At 39.4% G+C, this 22,127-nt stretch carries 16 protein-coding genes and 1 riboswitch; of the genes, 5 read left to right on the forward strand and 11 right to left on the reverse strand.

The genetic code is table 11. The features are described 5' to 3' along the window. Positions 1-193: 193 nt before the first annotated feature. From ACQKL0_RS03030 to ACQKL0_RS03040, 3 genes are all read right to left on the reverse strand, one after another. Positions 194-976: an IclR family transcriptional regulator gene (locus tag ACQKL0_RS03030; RefSeq protein WP_427686171.1), complete on the reverse strand. Its 783-nt coding sequence runs from the start codon at positions 974-976 to the stop codon at positions 194-196. 1,065 nt (positions 977-2,041) lie between these two features. Further along, the gene (cysI, locus tag ACQKL0_RS03035) at positions 2,042-3,772 is read right to left on the reverse strand and encodes an assimilatory sulfite reductase (NADPH) hemoprotein subunit (RefSeq protein ID WP_427686173.1); all 1,731 of its coding nucleotides are present in this window, start codon (positions 3,770-3,772) and stop codon (positions 2,042-2,044) included. A gap of 26 nt (positions 3,773-3,798) precedes the next feature. Further along, positions 3,799-5,610, reverse strand: coding sequence for an assimilatory sulfite reductase (NADPH) flavoprotein subunit (locus tag ACQKL0_RS03040; protein ID WP_427686175.1), 1,812 nt, complete (start codon positions 5,608-5,610; stop codon positions 3,799-3,801). Positions 5,611-5,841: 231 nt separating this feature from the next. Between ACQKL0_RS03040 and ACQKL0_RS03045 the strand changes: the two genes are divergently transcribed. The 3 genes from ACQKL0_RS03045 (at position 5,842) to ACQKL0_RS03055 (ending at position 8,885) form a co-directional block, all read left to right on the forward strand. Continuing rightward, on the forward strand, positions 5,842-6,735 hold the full coding sequence (locus tag ACQKL0_RS03045; RefSeq protein WP_427686177.1) for a LysR family transcriptional regulator: 894 nt from the start codon (positions 5,842-5,844) through the stop codon (positions 6,733-6,735). Positions 6,736-6,879: 144 nt separating this feature from the next. Continuing rightward, positions 6,880-8,070 (forward strand): oxalate decarboxylase family bicupin, encoded by a 1,191-nt coding sequence (locus ACQKL0_RS03050; RefSeq protein ID WP_427686179.1) that lies wholly within the window; start codon positions 6,880-6,882, stop codon positions 8,068-8,070. A gap of 329 nt (positions 8,071-8,399) precedes the next feature. Continuing rightward, a complete protein-coding gene (locus ACQKL0_RS03055) occupies positions 8,400-8,885 on the forward strand; it encodes a DinB family protein (protein WP_427686180.1) in 486 nt (161 codons plus the stop codon). Positions 8,886-9,268: 383 nt separating this feature from the next. On the opposite strand, the gene ACQKL0_RS03060 is transcribed toward ACQKL0_RS03055, so the two are convergent. Then, positions 9,269-9,610 carry a winged helix-turn-helix transcriptional regulator gene (locus tag ACQKL0_RS03060; RefSeq protein ID WP_427686182.1) on the reverse strand — a complete coding sequence of 114 codons (342 nt, stop codon included), beginning with the start codon at positions 9,608-9,610 and terminating at the stop codon, positions 9,269-9,271. A gap of 200 nt (positions 9,611-9,810) precedes the next feature. Between ACQKL0_RS03060 and ACQKL0_RS03065 the strand changes: the two genes are divergently transcribed. Then, complete coding sequence (locus ACQKL0_RS03065; protein WP_427686184.1) at positions 9,811-10,593, forward strand: SDR family NAD(P)-dependent oxidoreductase; 783 nt, start codon at positions 9,811-9,813, stop codon at positions 10,591-10,593. Positions 10,594-10,960: 367 nt separating this feature from the next. Here the strand turns inward: ACQKL0_RS03065 and ACQKL0_RS03070 are convergent, their stop codons facing one another. From ACQKL0_RS03070 to ACQKL0_RS03090, 5 genes are all read right to left on the reverse strand, one after another. Continuing rightward, the gene (locus tag ACQKL0_RS03070) at positions 10,961-13,285 is read right to left on the reverse strand and encodes a histidine kinase (protein WP_427686186.1); all 2,325 of its coding nucleotides are present in this window, start codon (positions 13,283-13,285) and stop codon (positions 10,961-10,963) included. 63 nt (positions 13,286-13,348) lie between these two features. After that, the gene (gene kdpC, locus ACQKL0_RS03075) at positions 13,349-13,906 is read right to left on the reverse strand and encodes a potassium-transporting ATPase subunit KdpC (protein WP_427686188.1); all 558 of its coding nucleotides are present in this window, start codon (positions 13,904-13,906) and stop codon (positions 13,349-13,351) included. A 24-nt stretch (positions 13,907-13,930) separates the two neighbouring features. After that, entirely contained in the window at positions 13,931-15,970 is a 2,040-nt protein-coding gene (gene kdpB / locus ACQKL0_RS03080; RefSeq protein WP_427686190.1) for a potassium-transporting ATPase subunit KdpB, read from the reverse strand. A gap of 22 nt (positions 15,971-15,992) precedes the next feature. Continuing rightward, positions 15,993-17,666, reverse strand: a complete 1,674-nt coding sequence (gene kdpA, locus ACQKL0_RS03085) for a potassium-transporting ATPase subunit KdpA (protein ID WP_427686192.1) — start codon at positions 17,664-17,666, stop codon at positions 15,993-15,995. A 25-nt stretch (positions 17,667-17,691) separates the two neighbouring features. Beyond that, a complete protein-coding gene (locus ACQKL0_RS03090; RefSeq protein ID WP_427591906.1) occupies positions 17,692-17,766 on the reverse strand; it encodes a potassium-transporting ATPase subunit F in 75 nt (24 codons plus the stop codon). Between the two features lie 491 nt (positions 17,767-18,257). Further along, positions 18,258-18,398: riboswitch (cyclic di-AMP (ydaO/yuaA leader) on the reverse strand. A 246-nt stretch (positions 18,399-18,644) separates the two neighbouring features. Here ACQKL0_RS03090 and ACQKL0_RS03095 point away from each other — a divergent pair. Further along, entirely contained in the window at positions 18,645-19,019 is a 375-nt protein-coding gene (locus ACQKL0_RS03095) for a DUF2294 domain-containing protein (RefSeq protein WP_402872487.1), read from the forward strand. Positions 19,020-19,425: 406 nt separating this feature from the next. On the opposite strand, the gene ACQKL0_RS03100 is transcribed toward ACQKL0_RS03095, so the two are convergent. After that, entirely contained in the window at positions 19,426-21,195 is a 1,770-nt protein-coding gene (locus tag ACQKL0_RS03100; protein WP_427686194.1) for an N-acetylneuraminate synthase family protein, read from the reverse strand. A 136-nt stretch (positions 21,196-21,331) separates the two neighbouring features. Next, on the reverse strand, positions 21,332-22,123 hold the full coding sequence (locus ACQKL0_RS03105) for an SDR family NAD(P)-dependent oxidoreductase (RefSeq protein ID WP_427686196.1): 792 nt from the start codon (positions 22,121-22,123) through the stop codon (positions 21,332-21,334). Positions 22,124-22,127: the final 4 nt, after the last annotated feature.

The following is a 22,127-nucleotide window of genomic DNA, read 5'->3' on the forward strand; positions in this document are numbered from 1 at the left end:
TTTCTATTAGCCCATATAACACATTGTTGATTTTATATAGTTTAAATCCAAACAGCCTTGTACCCTTCGATAAAAGAGTTTTTATTTTTACATGGAACGAAAATAGGAGTTTCTGAGAAGTATTTACACTGTCTCTAATGACTTTGATGTATACGCTTACATTTTCGATAACATTTCTATTTATTATCTGTGATTAAAACTTCCTAATCCTAATACTTATTTCATCAGCTACTTCTTTAGTTAGCATACCTTTATTAAGAAGGTCTGCTCTATCAAACTGTGCAGTTAAACCTACTAGAGCAATAGATAATTCCACTTTATTTTCGTCACTGAATATTGGTGCAGCAATACCACAAATTCCTTTTAGATATTCCCCATATGTAATGCAATAACCATCATTCCTCACTCTCTCAATATCCTTTTCTAGCAATTGTATTTCTACCGAGGTAAACGTTTTCAACCCTCTATCTTGTCTTAGATAATGCTCTCGCTGTTCCTTGTCCAAATAAGCTAGGAAACACATTCCAAATGAGCCATCTGTAATTGAAAAGTGTCGGCCTATTGATACATTAACTCCGAAATCATTACCTTCCTCCTTCGCTATAATAGCGACTTTTTCGTCACTGACTTTATTAACTAGTATGGAAGTTAAACCAGTTTCCTTGGTCAATTTTTCAAGGTACGGCATTACTATAGAAATGTAATCTAGATGTTCCTTTGCTCTCTCACCCAAAACTACAAGATAAGGTCCTAACGTATATCTTTTTTTATCTTTTTCATAACGTACAATTGCAAATTCCTCAAGACTTTGTAAGATTCTATAACAGCTTGCAGGACTTAAAGATAAAGCAGTTGCAATTTCTGTTATAGTACTTTCACGAAATCGTTTACGGCTTAATAACTTTAATATTTGAAAGGCATTTTCTAAAGCTGGAACTGAATATTTACGTTTTTCAGCTTTAACTTTATTTCCCATATTTTACACCTCCTAGGAATATTTTATATACAAAAACTTTTTTTGTCAACTGAATTTTAAATTTTCAGAATATTTGTTACATATTAAATACGTAATGGTTGTTATCTAATTTATTTAGAAATCTGGGCTGTACCACCTATTGCTATGTGACCACGAAGTCTATTGTTAGTCATAATATGTTGCCTTGCTCTTGTATCCTTTATCCTCTTTGACAATTTTATTTCTCCGTTTTTACTTCTTCTAATAAACACAAATTATCCCTCAAGCATCATCATCGGATTTTATATTTAAATTGTGCTCTCTAACTGAGAAGGTACTTTTAATTATCTAATGTTAATCCCTCATTTTAAAAGGTGAAATTATCCATATTAATAATAAGAGCTTGAAAGTCTATGTCAAGATATTTAGATTGTCTACACTTAGCTGGACAGATACTTTACGGGCCTTACGTACTACAGGTAAGGGAGCACTCAAGATGCCCAAAGAGAACGCCGTACATTCACTTCCGAACTTTTTTTAAAAAAAGATGATTCAACTTTATTAAATTAAAAAAACAAGAAAGGGACTTATTGAAGAATATGAACTTATTCCTTCTTCTTTAGATCAGTGGATTCAACAAAGTGAAAACACGGGTTCTTTTAAGGAAAAAGGTAATCGTTCTCCCAAGGAAAAGGAACTTATCAAACTACGAAATTAAGGGGGACCTAAATAAATAATAAGATGGTGGATATCTTATTCCATTTATGAAACATCTTGCCCATGAAATTGATTGATCCGATTAGAGATAGCACTTCATAGATCAGATTGGCTTACGTATTTCCCCGTCGACTATTCCCCCAAGTTGTTTTTTCTTATATGCTTCCACATATATCCTTTGGTCCTCCTTCCTAATACTGCGTCTCCATTCGGTCGCATATTCTCCTATTCTCTGAAATACCCTCATGATTTGCCTTGCAAAAAATCATATTCGGAGGTCATTATAGGAGACGTCAGGATAAACTATTTTTCGACAAAAATCACAAAAAAAAGAGACAGGCACAAGTCCTGTCTCAAATACATATTTGATTATGCATGAAAATTCATACCGTCTGTTGTTGCTTTGATGACTCCCGTGCGGACGACGAAGTTTCCAAAGTGTTCGCCTTCTTGCCGTTCTTTTGCGTAACGTGAAAGCAGTACACGCAATTCGCTTAATATTTCTTCTTCGCCAATATTTTCGCGGTACATTTTACTGAGTCGGCTGCCGTCAAAGGCCGCTCCGAGATACATATTGTATTTGCCTGGCGCTTTCCCGATAAAGCCAATTTCTGCGAGGGCTGGACGAGCACAACTGTTAGGGCAGCCCGTCATACGGATGGTGATTTCTTTATCCCGAAGACCGTTTTCATCAACAATGTTCTCGATTTTCTCAAGTAAATCCGGTAAATAACGCTCAGCTTCCGCCATCGCCAATCCACATGTAGGAAGAGCTACGCATGCAAGTGAGCTGCGACGGAGTGCTGAATAATGCTTGCCATCCGTCAAACCGTATTGTTCCATCAGTTCATTGATTATTTTCTTTTTTTGACTGGAGACGTTGGCAATGATCAGATTTTGATTGGCTGTTAACCGGATATCCCCTGTATGGACTTTCGCGATTTCACGCAAGCCGGTCATCAGCTTGTAATCTTCAAAATCGGCAATACGGCCACTTTGGACAAACAGGGTATAATGCCACTTGTCTTGCACGCCTTTCACCCAGCCATAGCGGTCCCCATTATGATCGAAATGGTATTCCTTCGCTTCAGCCAAGCTCCAGCCAAGACGGTTTTCCAGTTCAGCTTTTACATTTTCCAAGCCAAGTCGATCAACCGTATACTTGAAGCGGGCATTTTTTCGGACGGAACGGTTTCCATAATCCCGTTGAATCGTAATGACCTTTTCCGCCACATCCAAAATTTGGTCTGGTGTACAAAAGCCGATTACCTTGGCAAGCTGAGGATATGTCGCAGTGTCGCCATGGGTCATGCCCATGCCCCCGCCTATCGCTACATTGAATCCGAGAAGTTTAGCATCTTCAACGATTGCAATGAAGCCTAAATCTTGTGAATATACATCGATGTCATTCGATGGCGGAACAGCGATACCAATTTTGAACTTCCGTGGTAAATAAAGCGGTCCGTACATCGGTTCCACTTCTTCCACATCGGGTGTTCCAACCACCTTCTCTTCATCAAGCCAAATTTCATGATAGGCCCTTGTTCGTGGCAATAGATAGTCACTCAACCTTTTTGACCATTCATATACTTCCGTGTGTATCTCTGATTGATAGGGATTCGAGTTGCACATGACGTTTCGGTTCACATCACCGCATGCTGCAATCGTATCAAGCATGGACGCATGGATATCCTGTATCGTCTTTTTCATATTCCATTTTAAAATGCCATGCATTTGAAATGTCTCACGTGTTGTCAGCTTTAACGTGCCGTTTCCATATTTCTGGGCAAGTTCATCCATGACAAGCCACTGAGCTGGCTGGGCCACACCTCCGGGCATACGTACACGGAGCATGAATTGATAAGCTGGTTCAAGCTTTTGTTTTTGTCTTTCATTTCGAAGATCCCGATCATCCTGCAAGTAACTGCCGTGATGCTTCATCAAACGATTATCATCATCGGGAATACCGGCACTTATCCGGTCTTGCATCACTTCCTTGAGTGTTCCACGCAAGTAGTTGCTTCTTTCTTTTATCTCCTCGACGTCACTAGGCGGGCCGTCTGGTGCTTTTAATATTGATTTTAATGATGGATCCACCATATTATTTATCTCCTTTCCCTCCAAAATCAGTATACATCTCGCTGATAGAGTTTTTCTTTTTGCATGTTGTTAAGATAGCTTACTGCTTCCTCACGGCTCATGCTGCCTTCTTTTTGGATAATCCCTATAAGGGTTTCATGGACATCATGTGCCATATTTTTCTCATCCCCGCAAATATAAACAGCAGCACCCTCTTGCAACCACTTGAATAGCTCATCACTATGTTCAAGCATGCGGTTCTGTACATATACTTTTTCGTCGGTGTCACGCGAAAACGCAACATCCATCTTAGATAACACACCTGATTTCAGCCACTTTTGCCATTCGGTCTGATAAAGGAAATCCGTGACGAAATGCTGATCCCCGAAAAACATCCACGATTTACCTTGTATTCCCGCTTCCTCACGTTCTTGCATAAACGAACGGAATGGAGCAACGCCTGTACCCGGTCCTACCATGATGATTGGGGTATCTGGATTACTCGGCAGCTTGAAATTTTGGTTAGATTGAATATAGATCGGCAAGGTGTCACCTGGTTGTAACCGTTCCGCACATAATATAGAACAAACGCCATTTCGGTCACGTCCATATGTATTGTACCGAACGCTTCCGATTGTTAAATGGACCTCATCTGGATTCGCGGATAAAGAACTCGCAATCGAATAAAGACGGGCCGGCATCTTCCGAAGAGTGGAAACGAACTCCTGTGCCGATTCCCCCCATTGGCCAAAGTCACGGATTAAATCAAGCAAATCTCTTCCATGACGATAGGCTTTTAGTTTTTCTTCATTTCCTGGTGACACTAGCTCCCGTAAGTTTTCATTGCCTGAAAGCTGTGCAGCCTGTTCAAGAAGCGATTTAGTCAGAACAGTTATCTCCAAATGGGAGCTGAGTGCTTCTTTAAGCGAAAGAACATCTCCCTGTTTGTTTATGTTCACCTTTTCTTCTGGCTCCCACTGGATCGCCTCAAGAATAAGGTCTACAAGGGCAGGATCATTTTCAGGATAAACTCCAAGACTATCACCAGGTTCATATGTGAGTCCAGAGCCTTCTAACGACAACTCCAGATGACAAGTTTCTTTATTTGATCCACGGCCATTCAAGTTTAGATTTTCCAATACTTCCGCTTTAAACGGATTTTTTCTCGAATATACGGATTCAACAGCAACTGGTTGCTCAGCAGGGGCAACAATAGCCACTTCCTCGCCCTCACTTAAACTCGCAATTACGCCTTCAAGCCACTCGGTTGCAGGCTCATCATAATCCAAATCGCAATCAACGCGGGGATAAAGCCTTTTACCACCAAGCTCTTCTAAACGTTCATCGAAGTCCTTGCCCGTTTGGCAGAAAAACTCATACGAGCTATCTCCAAGGGACAACACGGAAAATTGAAGATCATCCAGTTTCGGCGCACGCCTTCCATTTAAAAATTCATGAAACGTCAAAGCATTATCCGGAGGGTCTCCTTCACCATGTGTGCTAACTGCAATAAGAAGGTTTTTGACTTTCTTCAACTGATTCGGCTTGAAATCACTCATGGAAGAAACGGCTACTTGAAAGCCTGTTTCCTCTAACTCCTTAGCCGCATTTTCAGCAATCCTTTGGGCATTGCCTGTCTGTGATCCATAGAGAATGGTCACTTCTTTTGATAGGATCTTTTCTTGTTGTTTAACAAGAAGTTCTTGCGATGGTGCCTCTGTTATCGCAGAAAAAGCCTGGGTCGCAGACAAATAACCGTTCAGCCAAACTTTTTGTGTTTCTGTCAAAGTTGGCAAAAGACGATTGAGAAGTTCTACTTGTTCTTGGTTAAACGGACTGTTCATTACCTGAAGTTGCAACGATTTCCACCTCGCAAAAGAATAATATCTTCATTATGTATAACGAATATTCAAATAATTATTGTTATAGTCGTATAACCTTTTATTCTAGTATACAAACATAACAATAATGAAACGACATTTTTGAATTCTATATATTTCTAGTTAAACTTTACCAGACGTAATATCATTAGTAAAATATATTTATGTTATTTAAACTATTAGGAATACTAATGATTAGGTGGGATCTATGTGTATTACGATGCATTAAAAACGTTTGTAACCCTTGTTGAAGTCAAAAACTTCACAAAAACTGCTGATATCCTTCTAATGTCACAGCCCAATGTTAGTTTACATATAAAAAAACTGGAACAAGAGTTTCAGACAAAATTACTTCTGCGATCGCCAAAGTATATAAAAATCACCCCAACCGGTGAAATTTTATACGAGCGGGCAAAGCAGATGATTACGATATATGAACAGACGAGACGAGACATCGAGGAGCGCCACAATACGATAAAAGGAGAATTAAAGATTGGTGCTAGTTTTACGATTGGCGAGTATATACTCCCCTCTTTACTCATCGATCTGCAAAATGATTATCCCGAACTCGAGCTTCAAGTCATGATAGGAAATACCGAAGAAATTGTCCAATCGGTCCAGTTATATAAAGTGGATATAGGCTTGATTGAAGGCCAGACCAATGAAAAGGAGCTTTCCGTCCACTCCTTCATGCAAGATGAGTTATTTATTGTTTCATCTAACAAACATGAACTAGCCAAGAAAAAAAATCTAACGATATCCGACCTGCAAAATCAGGCATGGGTCACTCGAGAAGTAGGATCGGGTACCCGTGAATACCTGAACCACCTTATCCGTTCAAACGGGCTGAAAGTCAAGTCGCTTTTGACCATCAGTAGTAACCAAGGAATCAAAGAAACACTTATAAAAAATGGAATGGGACTCTCTCTCCTATCCCGTAGTGTTATAGAAAGAGATGTGCAACATCATACCCTTTCAATCCTACAGGTGAAAAACGAGACGTTTCCACGTACGCTTTCCTATGTTTACTCCCCTATTATGAAAGATAAGAAGAACGTCCAAACTTTTATAAGTTCGTTAAAACAAAAATGGCCAACTTCATAGAATCAAAGCGAAAAAACGTCATATAAGTATTAACCTCCAAATACAATCTGTTCTTACTGGCATTGAAAAGTCATGTGAGTAATATACATGTAGTACTGTTTAATTTCACTTAAACGGGATGGATTAAGGTAAGGAGGTAACTCATTGACGAAGCCGATTGATTTTACAGTGTATGCGGATAGAATACCTGAACCGATTCGAGCTGACGGTGCTGGTGCAACAGATCTCGGACCACGTGATATTTTACGAGCCTTGGAAAATCCGGATATGCTTGTGCCCCCGGTGACGGATGAGGGAACTGTTCCGAATTTACGGTTTTCCTTCTCCGATACGAATATGGTGTTAAAGCATGGTGGGTGGTCAAGACAAATTACAATACGTGAATTGCCGGTCGCCACGACACTTGCAGGAGTTAATATGCGTTTAACGCCAGGTGGTGTAAGGGAACTGCATTGGCATAAGGAAGTCGAATGGAGTTTTATGCTCGCAGGCAGGGCGAGGATAACCGCTGTAGACCAGAATGGGAAAAACTTCATTGCAGACGTTGGTGTTGGCGACCTTTGGTATTTCCCACCTGGCATCCCCCACTCGATTCAAGGGTTGGAAGAAGGGTGTGAGTTTTTATTGGTGTTCGATAACGGGGCTTTCTCGGATTTAGACACCTTCGCAATCTCAGACTGGTTCGCCCATACCCCTAAAGAAGTTCTGTCTGCTAATTTTGGTGTACCGGAAAGTGCATTTAAAGATATCCCGAAGCGGGAAAAGTACATTTATCAAGGCGAAGTTCCCGGTCCAATCGATCAAGTAGCAATTCCAGATCCTTTCGGTACCAGGAATTTCACGCATAGCCTACTTGGTCAAGAGCCTGTTAGATCTCCGGGGGGATCGGTCCGTGTTGCGGATTCCACCAATTTCCCTGTGTCGGAAAATATATCTGTAGCGCTTGTCGAAGTCTTACCGGGAGCGATGAGGGAATTACACTGGCATCCGAATAATGATGAATGGCAATACTTCCTGACTGGCCAAGGACGGATGACCGGCTATGCAGCTGACGGAACAGCTCGTACGTTTGATGTAAGAGCAGGTGATGTTGGGTACATGCCATTCTGCTTTGGACATTATATCCAAAATACAGGCAGCGAGACGCTTACGTACCTAGAAGTATTCAAAAGCCCCAAATATGCGGATATTTCATTAACCCAGTGGATGGCATTGGTTCCTAAAGAAATTGTGGAAAGTAATTTAAATGTGGGATCTGAAGTGATGGACGCATTAAGGAAAAAGAAATGGGAAGTGGTCAAATTCCCTGGATATACGTACAATGATTTTGAATAAGGATAGAAAACAACATCTTATAATTCAGTACTCATCGAACAGGGTCCCTTTAATAAAGGAACTCTGTTTCTTCTTGTTGGAACGCTCTTCTTTTCTTGAAGGCCTGGAGATCACTTTCTCACTTTATTGGACGGTTCATTCTGAAAAAATCAGAAGACATAGTGCCGCAGCTTATTGCACTTGAACCAAATTTTATACAAAATCCCGATCCGAGATGAACCAGAAGGAATTCATCTTAGGTTTTTTGAAATAGTCAAACTAAATAAGGGCTTTTTACTATTCTTAAGTATAGCTTTACGGTAATTATTTTTTGTTATGGAGGGGTTTTATTGAAAACACTTTTCAGATATAACTGGATGATAAGAGAAGACTGGTATCGTTGGTGTGAAAAGTTAAGTGAAGATGAGCTTTTGCAAAACCGAACAGGGGGAATGGGAAGTATCTTGCACACACTTTTCCATATTGTTGATGTCGAGTGGAGCTGGATACGTCTCTTACAGGGGAAAACTGATTTTCAGGAGAGTTTCCAAAATTATAAAAGCTTGAATAAGGTTCGAAATTTGGACACGGATTTTCATTTAGCAGTGGAGGACTTTGTGAATAACTGGGATCTAAGTATGGAAAATAAATTATTTCATGATACCCTGCCCGATGGAAAAATGGTAACGGATACTTGGGGCGAAGTTATGAGACATACCATTGTTCACGAAATTCATCATATAGGACAACTATCCATTTGGGCAAGAGAAGTGGGAAGAACGCCTGTTTCTGCAAACTTTATCGGACGGGGTCTTTCCTCTTATTTTAAAAAATAATTCAAATAGATATTAGTTTATTTCTCTGTTTATTAACGAATGGATGCTCTAAAGTACATCCCCTTTATTGTAGACTGAGGGAATTGTTTTTTTTGGAATATTGTACTTAAACTAATAGGGGCATTAGTTGAATGATCAAGTAGGAGGAGGCGCTTAGCCTCCGACCTCTCGCACGACCGTCAACATTGTTCAATATACATCGATTCAGGTAACATCGACATAGTTTTTTTGTATCTCGTTCCTATGCTTTTCTAATCCCTTATTATCAAGGGGGTTCAGGGGGTGTTACTTCCTATCATGATTCCGATTACCCCACCCAAAATGGATGCGATTTAACTCATGAGCGACCGATTACAAACGTAATGTGAGCCGCCTGGTTTCGGTTATTTTTCCACAATTTTGCAATTATCAATATATTTGCTTCCCCATTCCGTGAGCTCATTAATCGTTGGAAAGAGCTTTTCCCCCAATTCGGTTAGGGAGTATTCCACTTTTGGCGGTACTTGATGATAGGCCTCGCGGTGAATAAGTTGAAAGCTTTCTAGCTGCCTCAGTTGTTTAGTCAGTGACGAGTGCGTTAAGCCGTCGAATTTCCTTAACAGTTCGTTGAATCGTATGGGTCCGTCCTTTAGATGAAAGATAATTAAGAGGGACCATTTACCCGACAATACTTTCTGAGCCGTAGTGAACGGGCAAGTTAAATCAGCACTTGTTAATTCAATCATGGAACTCCACCTCTTCCTTTACTCTACCTTCCTATAACCTCTATCCGTCACCATAAAAAACAAGCCTGCATTTAACGGCTGTCCGCATTTCTTAATATCCCATTGGATCGTAACGACACAAAAATATCGTACTATTCAGAATTATTATAATCCTTTAAGATTGATTATGCATTCAATTTATCTTTAAAGGAGTAGATGATATGTCGACGAATAAAGGGAAATTCAATGGTAAAGTGGCATTGGTTACAGGGGCAAGCCGTGGGATAGGGGCAGAGATCGCCAAAAAGTTAGCTGCTGGCGGAGCGGAGTTTATAGGCGTTCATTACGCCAATAATAAGGATGCCGCTTTAAAAGTTGTGGAGGAGATTACATCCTTCGGTTCAAAAGCGGTGGCTCTGCAAGGAGATTTAACCACTGGTATTTCCGGTATAAAAAAGCTTTGGAGCGAATTTGAAGAGGCTACTCGCTCGGAGCTGGGGACTGTACACTTAGATATCTTAATCAATAACGCAGGTATCTCACCGGCCATTCCCTTTGAAGAAACTTCGATTGAGACGTTTGAAGATGTCATGAATGTGAACTTTAAAGCTCCTTACTTTCTTACTCAGGCAGCCAGCCCATTTTTTCGGGACGGAGGACGGATCATTAACATTTCTACTGGCTTCACCCGCGTGGCAGGCCCCATGCATTCCATTTATTCGGCTTCCAAGGGAGCCATAGACACACTTACTTTAGCCTTAGCTCCCCATTTTGCATCCAGAGGCATTACTGTCAATGCCGTGGCCCCGGGAATTACGGCCACTGATATGAACGAGGATATGCTCTCCACCCCAGAAGGACGTGCCGGAGCGGAGGCATTTTCTGCATTCTCTAGAGTGGGGACCACTGAAGATGTTGCCGATATCGTTGCATTTGTAGCTTCTGAGGAAGCACGATGGATTACGGGGCAAGTTATTGATGCCTCTGGTGGAAGCAGACTTTAAAAGCAAAACCCACTAGTGGATATGGATTTTAAGCGAGTTAATAATAAACGGATGATTGCTATTTGTCCATTTAATTAGGAAAGAAGAGAAACCTGCATTGTTTGGGGTTTCTCTTTAGTTGCCTCTTAGTTACCTAAGCAGATAATTTTCAATAACCGTAAACTTTAATACGTTTCTGTCAATTCTTATTCAAATAGCTATTCCCTTAACTCAATATCTTGACATGAATCAGTTAGAAGCGATATTCATTCAAACACAAGGCAATCAGTAAGAACATGGCTGGAAACAAATGGCCTTCCGCATGTTTGCAAGGTTTTCATTGATGCAGGAACCTCATTCTATAAATATACATCACGTGAACGTCTATTCAATCGGCCACAATTAAAACATCTAGGTGTCTCGCTTCTCTTAAAAGTTGTGCGACAATCGAACCTTGGATGATTTCTTGCCATCTTTCTTTTGCTGAATGTCCAATGATGACTTGTGTAGCTTTTTTGTCTTGTAATTGTTTAGTGACTTCACTTACCACCATTCGCCTGTTGGTTGTTGAATACATTTCGAAAGTACCACCTAATCGTTTCGTAAGGTTCTTTATTTTATCCAATATAATTTGCTTGTCATTAGGTAATGTTCGTTGATCCTTCACATACACTACATACCACTTTGCTTTAAGTCGATAGGCTATCCGGAAACCCCTTCTAATCAAACGCTCAGAGTCTGGTTTAAGGTTAACGCAAACAAAGATTACTTCTGCTTTTCTCCAAGGGCCCCTTACCCCTTCTTTTCGCTTGAATGATTCTAACCTATCGTCTACATCATCTGCTAATTCACGGAGTGCAAGTTCTCTCAAGGCTATAAGATTTCGAGTCTTAAAAAAATTATTCAAGGACTGCTCCACCTTATCCATGGTATAAATATTCCCTTCTTGCATTCGCTGCCTAAGCGCCTTTGGGGAGACATCAATTAATTCAAGCTCATCGGCCAATTGTAGAATCCTGTCAGGAACCGTTTCACGTACGCGAACCCCTGTAATTTGCTCTACACTATCATTCAAGCTTTCTACATGTTGAATATTCATAGTAGAAATAACGGATATCCCAGACTCCAATATGTTAATAACGTCTTGATAACGTTTTTGGTTCTTACTTCCTGGCACATTTGTATGAGCCAATTCATCAACAAGCACAACTTCAGGATTACGGATGATGATTCTGTCAAGATCCATTTCCTCTAACAAGACGTTCTTATACGGAACCTGTTTCCGGGGTATTGTTTCTAACGTGTCAACTTGGGAAGCCGTTTCTTTACGACCATGTGTCTCCAATAATCCAATCACAATATCAATTTCACTTTTCTTTAATTGATTGGCCTCCCTCAGCATGGTATATGTTTTCCCTACGCCAGGAGCAGAACCAATATACACCTTTAATGTTCCTCTTTTCACTCCCTGTATTTTTTCTTTTATTTCTTCAGGCGAGAGTCTTCGGTATGGATTCTTTTTCTTTTTTTTTGACTGAACGGCAGGCAATACCCTTTCACCTTCTCCTTTTGTCCTATCCGCTACAACACATACATCAATGTTTTTCGTTTGGCCCAATATCTTATTGACTATAGAACCATGGATGATTTCTTCCCATCTCGTCCTTTTGGATTGACCCAGGATAATCCGGGTTATATAGTGCTTCATGGCATACCCAACGATTTCTTCAGCAATATCACCCCCGTTTATGGCTCTTTCTTCAAACTTCCCATTTAGCTTTATGATAAGTTTTTGTATAGAACTTTTAAATAACGACTCCTCTTTAGATAGCTCTTTCTGACTTGGAATAAAGCTAACCACCACTAAATCTCCGCCTAATCGTTTGGCTATTTGATCGCCTCTTCGAATTAAAATGGAGCCATTCCAATGGTATTGTACACATACCAAGATTCGTTCAGAAGCACCAGATGGTCCCATTAACCCTTCCTGTTCTCTATGTTCAGTAAGATCTTCTTCCACTTCTCCAGCCAAAAAACGGAGTGACAGCTCCCTAAGAACCGCTAAGTTATCTCGATTATATAGTTTCATATCGGCTTCTGTTTTCTTGTTGTTTTCCATGATTTTTCCTTCTTGCAGACGTTTAAGTATTGCTTCGGGTGTCACATCCAAGAGGCGTACTTCGTCAGCCAGCGTCAACGTATTCTCGGGTAGGATCTCACTTACATGAAGCGGGAGATTCAGTAGGTGTTCAGCAACTTTCTTTACTCCTTTCAATTCATAAATATTTATTGTTGTGATAACGCTGATATCACTTTTTATTAATTCCATAACATCTTCTAATCTAGTCGGATTTTTAGCAGACGGCCGGTTTTTGTGAGCTAACTGGTCAACTAAAACCACTTCAGGATTTCTTTTTTGAATTTCAGCTACATGTAAATCTTTCCTAATAAGTCCATTACTCTTCCATTCAATTGTGGGCACTGCCTCTAGGCAACCTACTTGCTCCATTGTCATTTGGTTACACCCATCACTAATAATCCCGATAACTACGTCAATACCACGCCCTTTCAACTCATTTCCTTCCATAAGCAAATGATAGGTTTTTCCGGACCCACTAACAGATCCGAGTATAATCTTCAGTCTGCCTTTTTTGATGTCGGAAATAGATTGTAGAATTTCATCTGGTGTTTTCCTTCGAAAGTGTTCGTTCATATAACTACCCCCAGATTCCTTTCTAGATTAATAGGAGAGTGAATAGAACTCTCCTAAACTCGATTATTTTAGATCATCCAAAGCAATATTTAATTTCAACACATTAATATGAGGTTCGCCGAAAAGTCCAAATGAACGATTTTCCGTATTTTCTTCGACTAGATTATATAAACTTTGTTCAGATATATCCCTCTCTTTTGCGATACGCGGAACCTGAACAAGTGCTCCTCTTGGAGAAATATTTGGATCAAGACCTGACCCAGAGTTTGTCATCAAGTCAGAAGGTATTTCCTCTTTTTTAATAGAAGGATTCGCTTTTAGAAATTCAGACATTTCATTTTTGGTTCGTTTGATCATTTCTTCATTAGATGGTGAATAGTTTGGCGACCCTGAACCTGCAGCGTCGTATTCTATAGAAGAAACCCGGCCATGAAAATAGCCAGCCTCTTCAAAAGATTGACCAATTAATTCTGACCCGATGATTTTCCCTTTTTCATTTTTAATTAAGCTGCCTTCAGCTTGTGCAGGCATCATCACTTGTGAAAGTCCTGTTATGAGTAACGGATAAGCCATACCACATATCATGAATAGCACCAAAACTACACGTATATTTTTCAACATCTATTCTCACCCTTATATTTGATTTTAAGCTACTTTAAACAGTTCAAGTATTAGGTCTATACATTTAATGCCAATGAAAGGAACGACCACTCCGCCTAATCCATAAAGGAACAAATTCTTAGTTAATAATCTTGAAGCGCTCATCGGAACATATTTTACACCCTTCATGGCTAACGGGATCAGGAGCGGGATAATAATGGCATTGAATATCAATGCTGATAATATCGCACTTTGCGGTGTGGCTAATCCCATTATATTTAATGTATTCATTTGTGGGATAGCCAGCATGAACATAGCTGGTATGATCGCAAAGTATTTAGCCACATCATTGGCAATGCTGAACGTTGTTAATGCTCCACGTGTCATGAGTAACTGTTTTCCAATCGCCACTACTTCAATGATTTTTGTAGGATCTGAATCCAGATCCACCATGTTTGCTGCTTCTTTGGCTGCATTTGTTCCTGTATTCATTGCTAGCCCCACATCTGCCTGTGCCAATGCAGGGGCATCGTTCGTGCCATCCCCGGTCATCGCGACAAGTTTGCCTTCCGCTTGTTCACGCTTAATTACGGCAATTTTATCTTCCGGCTTTGCCTCGGCAATGTAATCGTCTACCCCGGCTTCTTTCGCGATTGTGGCGGCCGTTAAAGGATTATCTCCGGTACACATGACGGTTTTGATGCCCATTTTCCTCAATTCATCAAATCGCTCTTTCATACCTGCTTTAACGGTATCTTTCAAATAAATGACACCTAGGATCCGATTTCCTTCTGCGACTACTAAGGGCGTTCCCCCTTGGCTTGCTACTTCATCACTAATGTCTTGCAAATCGCTGGGAATGTTTCCGCCTTCTTGCTTTATATAGTTCTTTATTGAATCGACGGCACCTTTTCTGACGATTCTTCCATCGGAAAAATCTGTCCCGCTCATCCTCGTTTCTGCCGTAAAGTCAATGCCTTCCGAGTCACTTTTTTCTAATTCTTTTTCAAGTAATCCTGATCTTTTGGCAAATTCGACAACAGAGCGGCCTTCCGGTGTCTCATCATGTAAGGATGAATAGGCTGCGAATGTAGTAAGTTCCTTCTGATTCACACCCTGTACTGGCAGCAAGGCATGAGCCATCCGGTTACCATGTGTGATCGTGCCTGTTTTATCGAGAATGATAGTATTGATGTCTCCTGCAGCTTCTACAGCTTTGCCCGATTTGGCAATCACATTGAATTGTGTCACTCTGTCCATTCCAGCTATGCCTATCGCTGAAAGAAGACCCCCTATGGTTGTTGGGATCAAACATACCAATAATGCCACCAAAGTTGCGATTGGCAATGTCACTTTAATATAGGAAGCAATAGGTACGAGTGTCACACAAACAAGCAAAAAGATAAGCGTCAAACTCACAAGGAGTGTACTAAGTGCAATTTCATTCGGTGTTTTTTGCCGTTTAGCTCCTTCTACCAAGTCAATCATTCGATCCAGGAATGACTCCCCCGGATCACTACTAACTTTTATTTTTATATAGTCACTCATTACTTTTGTTCCTCCAGTAACAGAACTGAAGTCTCCACCCGGTTCTTTTATGACATTCGCAGATTCACCAGTTATTGCCGATTCGTCAACAGCAGCCACCCCTTCAATGACATCTCCATCACTAGGAATTAAATCATTGGCCTCCACTAAAACCATGTCACCTTTTTGCAGTTCCGTGGCATCGACTATCTTTACAGATCCATCTTTTTGGATTAACTTTGCTTTTGAATCAAGCTTTGTCTTTTTCAGACTATCCGCTTGTGCTTTACCACGACCTTCCGCTAATGCTTCAGCAAAGTTGGCAAACAGGATGGTCAGGAGCAAAATGAAAGTCACTGCACTGGTATATCCCCTATCTGATATTCCACCAAATAAATCGGGAAATATAGTTAGAAAAAGGGTCAAGACAAATCCTATTTCCACCACAAACATGACTGGATTTCGTGCCATGGCTCTGGGATTCATTTTTTTGAAAGCATCTTTTATTGCTTCAAAAAGCATTTCATTATTTACTTTTCCATTACGCATCGTATTCATCTGTACTACTCCTCTTCATCGTTTATCTAATCGTTAACCATTCTGCGACAGGTCCTAGGGTAATCACTGGGAAGAAAGTCAAAGCTCCAATAATTAAAACCGTACATAAAAGAATGACAAGGAATGTAGGATTATCTGTTTTAAATGTACCCATCGTCTCTGGGACACGTTTTTTAGCAAGTAATGATCCAGCAACAGCAATCATCGCTATCATGGAAAAATAACGGCCAAACAACATGACCAAACCTGTGGAAATGTTCCAAAAAGGTGTATTATCCCCTAAGCCCTCGAAACCAGAACCGTTATTGGCTGCAGCTGAAGTAAACTCATATACAATTTGAGAGAGCCCATGGAAACCTGGATTTGAAATGGCCGATGTCCCCATCTGTGCCGTTAGTGCAATAGCAGATGGTACCAAAATGATTAACGGATGTAGAAGGATTGTCATGGCTATTAATTTCATTTCCGGCCCTTCAATTTTCTTACCTAAAAACTCTGGTGTACGCCCGACCATCAGTCCAGCAATGAATACAGCCAATATAGAATACATAAGAATGTTCATCGTGCCTACCCCATCACCACCAAATACACAGTTCAGCATCATCATGGCCAGTGGCGCTATACTCCCGAGCGGCGTCAGCGTATCATGCATATTATTAACTGAACCTGTAGTGGCAGCTGTAGTCACCGTTGTAAATAGGGCACTCTGAGCCACCCCAAATCGGACTTCTTTCCCTTCCAAGTTTCCACTCTCTTGTGAAAGGCCTATTGCCTCCAATTTGGGATTTCCATTTTGTTCACTAGCATAATTCACATTTAGGAAGACAAGCATCATGAGTCCCATTGCTGAAAATAAGATCCATCCTTGTTTGTTATTTTTCGCCATATATCCGAATGTTAATGGAAGGGCAGCAGGAATGAGAAACATCGATAAAATCTCTAATACATTCGTAAATCCATTAGGGTTCTCAAATGGATGTGCCGAGTTGACACCGAAGAATCCACCACCGTTTGTGCCAAGGTGCTTTATTGACTCCAATGCAGCCACAGGTCCTCTTGCAATATGTTGGGTGGCTCCCTCTAACGTAGTAGCCATTACCGTAGAACCAAGGGTTTGTGGCACCCCCTGGGATACCAGGACCAAACAGACAAAAATGGAGAGAGGCAGTAGCACCCGAGTGATGGAACGAATTAAATCTACATAAAAGTTCCCTAAACTCCTCTGACCGGTCACCCCCCTGAAAAAAGCGATGCATAAGGAAAGACCGGTTGCTGGTGTCGTGAACATCAAGAATATAATGACAACCATTTGTGATAAATACGAAAGTCCGGATTCTCCGCTATAATGCTGTAAATTGGTATTAGTAAGAAAACTTGCTGCCGTATTGAATGCCAATAACGGATCCATGTTGGCTATCTCGCTTGGATTGCCCGGTAAAACTCCCTGAAGCCGTACAATCATGTATGAGATGACAAACATGACTAAGTTACTTAGAAGTAATGCCTGTGCATATTGCTTCCAATTCATATCGAATTTCTTAATACCAGATATTTTAAGAATGCCTCTTTCTAACCACCCGAACATACGGTCTTGCCTCGTGGTTTCAAGGGAATATACTGTCGTTAAATATTTGGCCAATGGTACGGCTAGGATCACCATCAAAAACAACACCACACTGATTTGTAAAAAATCCATTTACATTTCCTCCGTTATCGTTCTATTAATATTTCTCTGGGTATAATAAAGCATGAATTAAATACACGGTAACCGCCCCGACAATAAGAATGAATAACATGTTATACTACTCTCCTTTTTTCGTTATAACTTTGTTACAAAAATGAATGAATCCATATAAAAGTAAAAAGGGTGTACCCATTAGAAAGATTGTTATAGCATCCATCCAAACCTTCCTTTCACCTTTTTAAATCTTTACAATTTACCTCTGGCGCGATCAGTGGAGAAATAGGTACCAAAAGAACACAAAAAATAGACCAATGCTTACCCCTTCTCCAATAGTCCGCATTGCATGGCTATCCTAGTTTCAAAAGTGAAAAAAGTGATTCACAATCCAAACAGGAATATTTGCAAAAGCAAACAGTATTAGTGGAGAAAAAGTACTCATTGGTCTACTTATCGCCTAGCAAGCTTTTCAGCGCTCTTTGCGATCTGTCTTCCAAGAAACCTTTTCATGTAATTATAGGCATAATAAAAAGACCTACTGAAATGACAGGTTGCTATTTTGCTACAAACACAACAAAAAAGCCTCCTGGATTAAGGTGGTCTTATGACCTCCTTCGCTTTAGCCGACGAAGTTAGCTGACGGGTAGGATGGCGAAAGAGTTCACATCCCTTCTGCAAATGCAGAATTAACCCCATAAATAGTGGGTCCTCCGTTCTCAATTACTTGAGATTTGGCCGATATCAAATTGTTATTGATGAGCATATTCTACGCTCATCAGTAAACCTTTGTAAACCTCATTAAAATTCCATATATTCGCAAATATATTCATATTTGACCATATACTTCCGTTTTTATAAGAAAAAGTATTATTTCCTCATTAATCCTATATATTTCTAATATTTTAATATATATACAAACTTGTATTGACAAAAACTTCAATCCAGCATTATGATGAATCCCATATACGATCGATGAAAAAAATCGGAGGCATTATGTTAAACCAAAAAAAGAAAATTGAAGCCGAAATTAGTGCAGCATTCATTAAATTCCAGCGTGATTTAATAGGCAGAGGTCCACAAGAAGTTAAAACCTACATTATTAATGACATGCTGATCACTCGTTTTAAAGGAGTCTTGACTGTCGAAGAAAAACACCTCGTCAGTCAGGATTCTGGAAAGAAGCTTGTAAAAAAAATGCGCTCTCTTCTACGTGAAATGTACAGTCAGGATTATGAAAAAATTGTCGAGGATCTAACAGGTTGTAAAGTCCTTTCTTCACACAGTGACATTAGTACCAAAACGGGTGAACGGATCGAAGTTTTCATAGTTGATAAGGATTTGGAGAAATACCTAGAAAATCTAAAATAAATGGGGTGAATTTAGCCGACATCGACTCAATTGGAAGAGGCATAAGCGTTGTTAATCAACGCTTATGCCTCCTCCTTCCTGTTTTACAATTTCTATCTAATTATCAGCAGCACTCCGTACTATAGAAGGGATACGCTTGACCCATCAATTAGACATACTATTGAGAGTGTTACGTACAATATGGAATGTTTAAGTTCATTTGAAAAGCCGGAAGTCTTAAAACTTTATAACCGTTTATTTCGACAAATTCACATTAAATGTCCCATTATGTTCACCACAGGTCAAATAGACAATTAACATTTTTTACTAATTCACCCTAAAAAATTTAATGTCTCATTATACCCCATACTCATATAAATTTGGGTATCTACACGTATAACCCCTTTGAATAGAAAAGGAAAAATGATTATCTAAAAGTCGTGGAATCATTTATTTCCTTCAAAATGTTTGAGTTATCTCTAAATTTTAGAGGAACAAGGGCATTTATATCAGCTACTTCAGGATATTTTATTAAATACTCTCTAATTTCAGAAAATTTAACTGGTTCCTCTCCTATATTCAATCCTTTATACAATTCATTAAACATCTTATAATCATTTTCTTCATCTAGTGTTAATCTCCATTGTGGAAAGGTATATTCATGAGGAAGTTCTACCTTATTAACATTAAATAAATGAGGATTGTTAATGAAGTAAAATGAAAGATATTCTGTATGGTTTAGTGGATAGGAAAGGGCTAACAGCTTTCTTAGAGCATTTACAGAGTATACATCAGCACCTGTCCCAATAGCATGATTGCTGGTAGGTATTGTTAAATCCGCACCACTCTGTATATGACTATCTATTAAATAATCGATAATTTCTGGAGATACAGCTGGACAATCACCAGTAACACGAAGGACAATGTTCGCCTTTGTCAACTCTACTGCATTTAAAATCCTGTTTGCTACATTTTCAGGGTCTCCCTTAACAGTTGTCACTCTTCCATCTAAGGTGAACTTCGTTAATGGGGAATCCTCCTCCAAATCAGAAGTGGCAAGTACGATATGATCTACTTTTTCAGAAGCCAAACAATTTAATAAACATCGTTTAACGGATTCTACTCCATTTATAGGAAGTATTGCTTTTCTCTGTAACCTAGTTGATTTCAACCGTACTACTACAACAATTGTGATCTTTGGTTTTATAACGTTTGAAGGTAAGATGGATTCATTCTTAAGGATATTATTTTTCGCTAAAAGCGGTAAATTGCTTTCAAAATCCAAAGGCATATATCCATTAATATTACTTGATCGTTTATAAGTAATCTTGTTAAAAGATATCACCTCACCCTGTTCAATATCCTGTTTAGCAACTACCTTTAGAGAATCCTTCAGGTATTTTCTCTGTGATTCATTAACCGTGGCATCCCCCATCACAATCTCAGCTAGCCTTAGTTTATTAACCATCTCTTGAAATTCTTTCGGTTCTAGAGAAGAATAATAATCAAAACCTTTTAAGGACCTGTCAAGTGTGATATGTTTCTCAATTACACATGCACCTGCGAAATACGCTTGGACTGGCAAATCAACGGCTAAGGGATTTTCACCATCCTCATGATCTGCAAAACCAATAGCGCAATCAAACCTATTCTTTAAATACGTTAATCGAGCTAAGTGGACATCTTCTTCTTTAGTAGGATAACCTTGAAACCCGTACATTAAGATTACTGGTAAAGATGTATTCAACTTAATAAATTCTAGAGTTTTTACAATTTCATGATCGTACCAACCACCTATTCCTAGTAAAATAGGTTTATTTAACTTGGAAATTTCTTCGATCAAAAACTTTGACTGAATGATGGTTGGTGGAATTTTAAAACCAGTAATATACGAATTATACTTCTTAGCTAATTCCATACCCCAGTCATCAAATACATCGACCCAGATTTCTAAATCATGTTCGATAGCAAGATTTAACGCATCTTTCCACCTGGCTTCATTAATAAATAAATTGATATAAGCCTGATACCCTTCATAATCTGGTGTGGCTAAATGATCGTATTTAAACCATTGAAATTTAACTGCATCGGCACCTGCAGTTGAAGCCTCAGTAATTAGCTGTTCAAGATTGTTTGGTTTGCCTTGATGAGCATTTGCAATTTCAGCAATAATTTTAATTTCAGACAATTTTTTCACCTTTATTTCAAGTATTTTTTAATATCTTTGTTTATTTTCTAAATACACCTTGAAATTCATCTTCTGCCATAGTTGGTAAGATTGATAGGGTCATGATTTAAGGTTAATAAATCTACTATCCATTAAATTGGGAGACCTACCAAGCAGTCCAACCGCCATCGATTGAAATATTTTGCCCTGTTATATAGCTTGACGCGTCAGACGCTAATAAGGCAATTACTCCTTTTAAGTCATCAGGGTGTCCGATTCGCCTTAGAGGACTCTTTTCAATTAATCGATTTACGAATGTTTCATCTTTTTGTACGTTACTATTGGGAAATGCACCTGGAGAAATACAATTTACTCTTATACCTTCATTTCCATAATGGCAGGCAAGGTAACGTGTATATTGGATGATTGCGGCTTTTCCTGCTCCATAATGGGGGGGATTATGATAAGGGTTGTTAACGTATAAATCTGGGTTAGGAGAAATAATCCCGTACATAGAGGCGACGTTTATGATTACACCACTTTTTTTGGAAATCATATATGGCAATACATTTTTTGTGCATTTAAAAACATTATTAATGGTTCCATCTATTCCTCTGTTCCATTCTTCTTCGCTTATCTTCTCTAACGTACCACCAGAGCCAAAATACGCATTATTAATTAAAATATCAATGTTTCTTCCCATTTTATTGATTTTAGAAAAGCAGTCAGCGATTGATTTATTATCTCCGACATCCATGAAAATACCTGAACTGCCGGTATTATAGGATTGATTTAATGAGTCTGCTAATAGTTGACACTTCACTTGATTTTTACTTGCAATAAAAACGGTCGCCCCTGCTTCTGCTAAACTTTCTGAAATAGCCGCTCCTAAATACCCAGCTCCACCTGTTATAACAGCCGTTTTTCCGCTTAAGTCAAACATTTTTCCTAAACTCATAGGG

The organism is Peribacillus sp. NPDC097264 (genome assembly GCF_050277925.1).
Taxonomy (GTDB): domain Bacteria; phylum Bacillota; class Bacilli; order Bacillales; family DSM-1321; genus Peribacillus.

Excerpts from the sequence above, each read along its gene's own strand:
- ACQKL0_RS03030 (WP_427686171.1), bottom strand. The coding sequence starts at position 976 with ATGGGAAATAAAGTTAAAGCTGAAAAACGTAAATATTCAGTTCCAGCT.
- cysI (WP_427686173.1), bottom strand. The coding sequence starts at position 3,772 with ATGGTGGATCCATCATTAAAATCAATATTAAAAGCACCAGACGGCCCG.
- ACQKL0_RS03060 (WP_427686182.1), bottom strand. The coding sequence starts at position 9,610 with ATGATTGAATTAACAAGTGCTGATTTAACTTGCCCGTTCACTACGGCT.
- ACQKL0_RS03065 (WP_427686184.1), top strand. The coding sequence starts at position 9,811 with ATGTCGACGAATAAAGGGAAATTCAATGGTAAAGTGGCATTGGTTACA.
- ACQKL0_RS03070 (WP_427686186.1), bottom strand. The coding sequence starts at position 13,285 with ATGAACGAACACTTTCGAAGGAAAACACCAGATGAAATTCTACAATCT.
- kdpC (WP_427686188.1), bottom strand. The coding sequence starts at position 13,906 with ATGTTGAAAAATATACGTGTAGTTTTGGTGCTATTCATGATATGTGGT.
- kdpB (WP_427686190.1), bottom strand. The coding sequence starts at position 15,970 with ATGAATACGATGCGTAATGGAAAAGTAAATAATGAAATGCTTTTTGAA.
- kdpA (WP_427686192.1), bottom strand. The coding sequence starts at position 17,666 with ATGGATTTTTTACAAATCAGTGTGGTGTTGTTTTTGATGGTGATCCTA.
- ACQKL0_RS03095 (WP_402872487.1), top strand. The coding sequence starts at position 18,645 with ATGTTAAACCAAAAAAAGAAAATTGAAGCCGAAATTAGTGCAGCATTC.
- ACQKL0_RS03105 (WP_427686196.1), bottom strand. The coding sequence starts at position 22,123 with ATGAGTTTAGGAAAAATGTTTGACTTAAGCGGAAAAACGGCTGTTATA.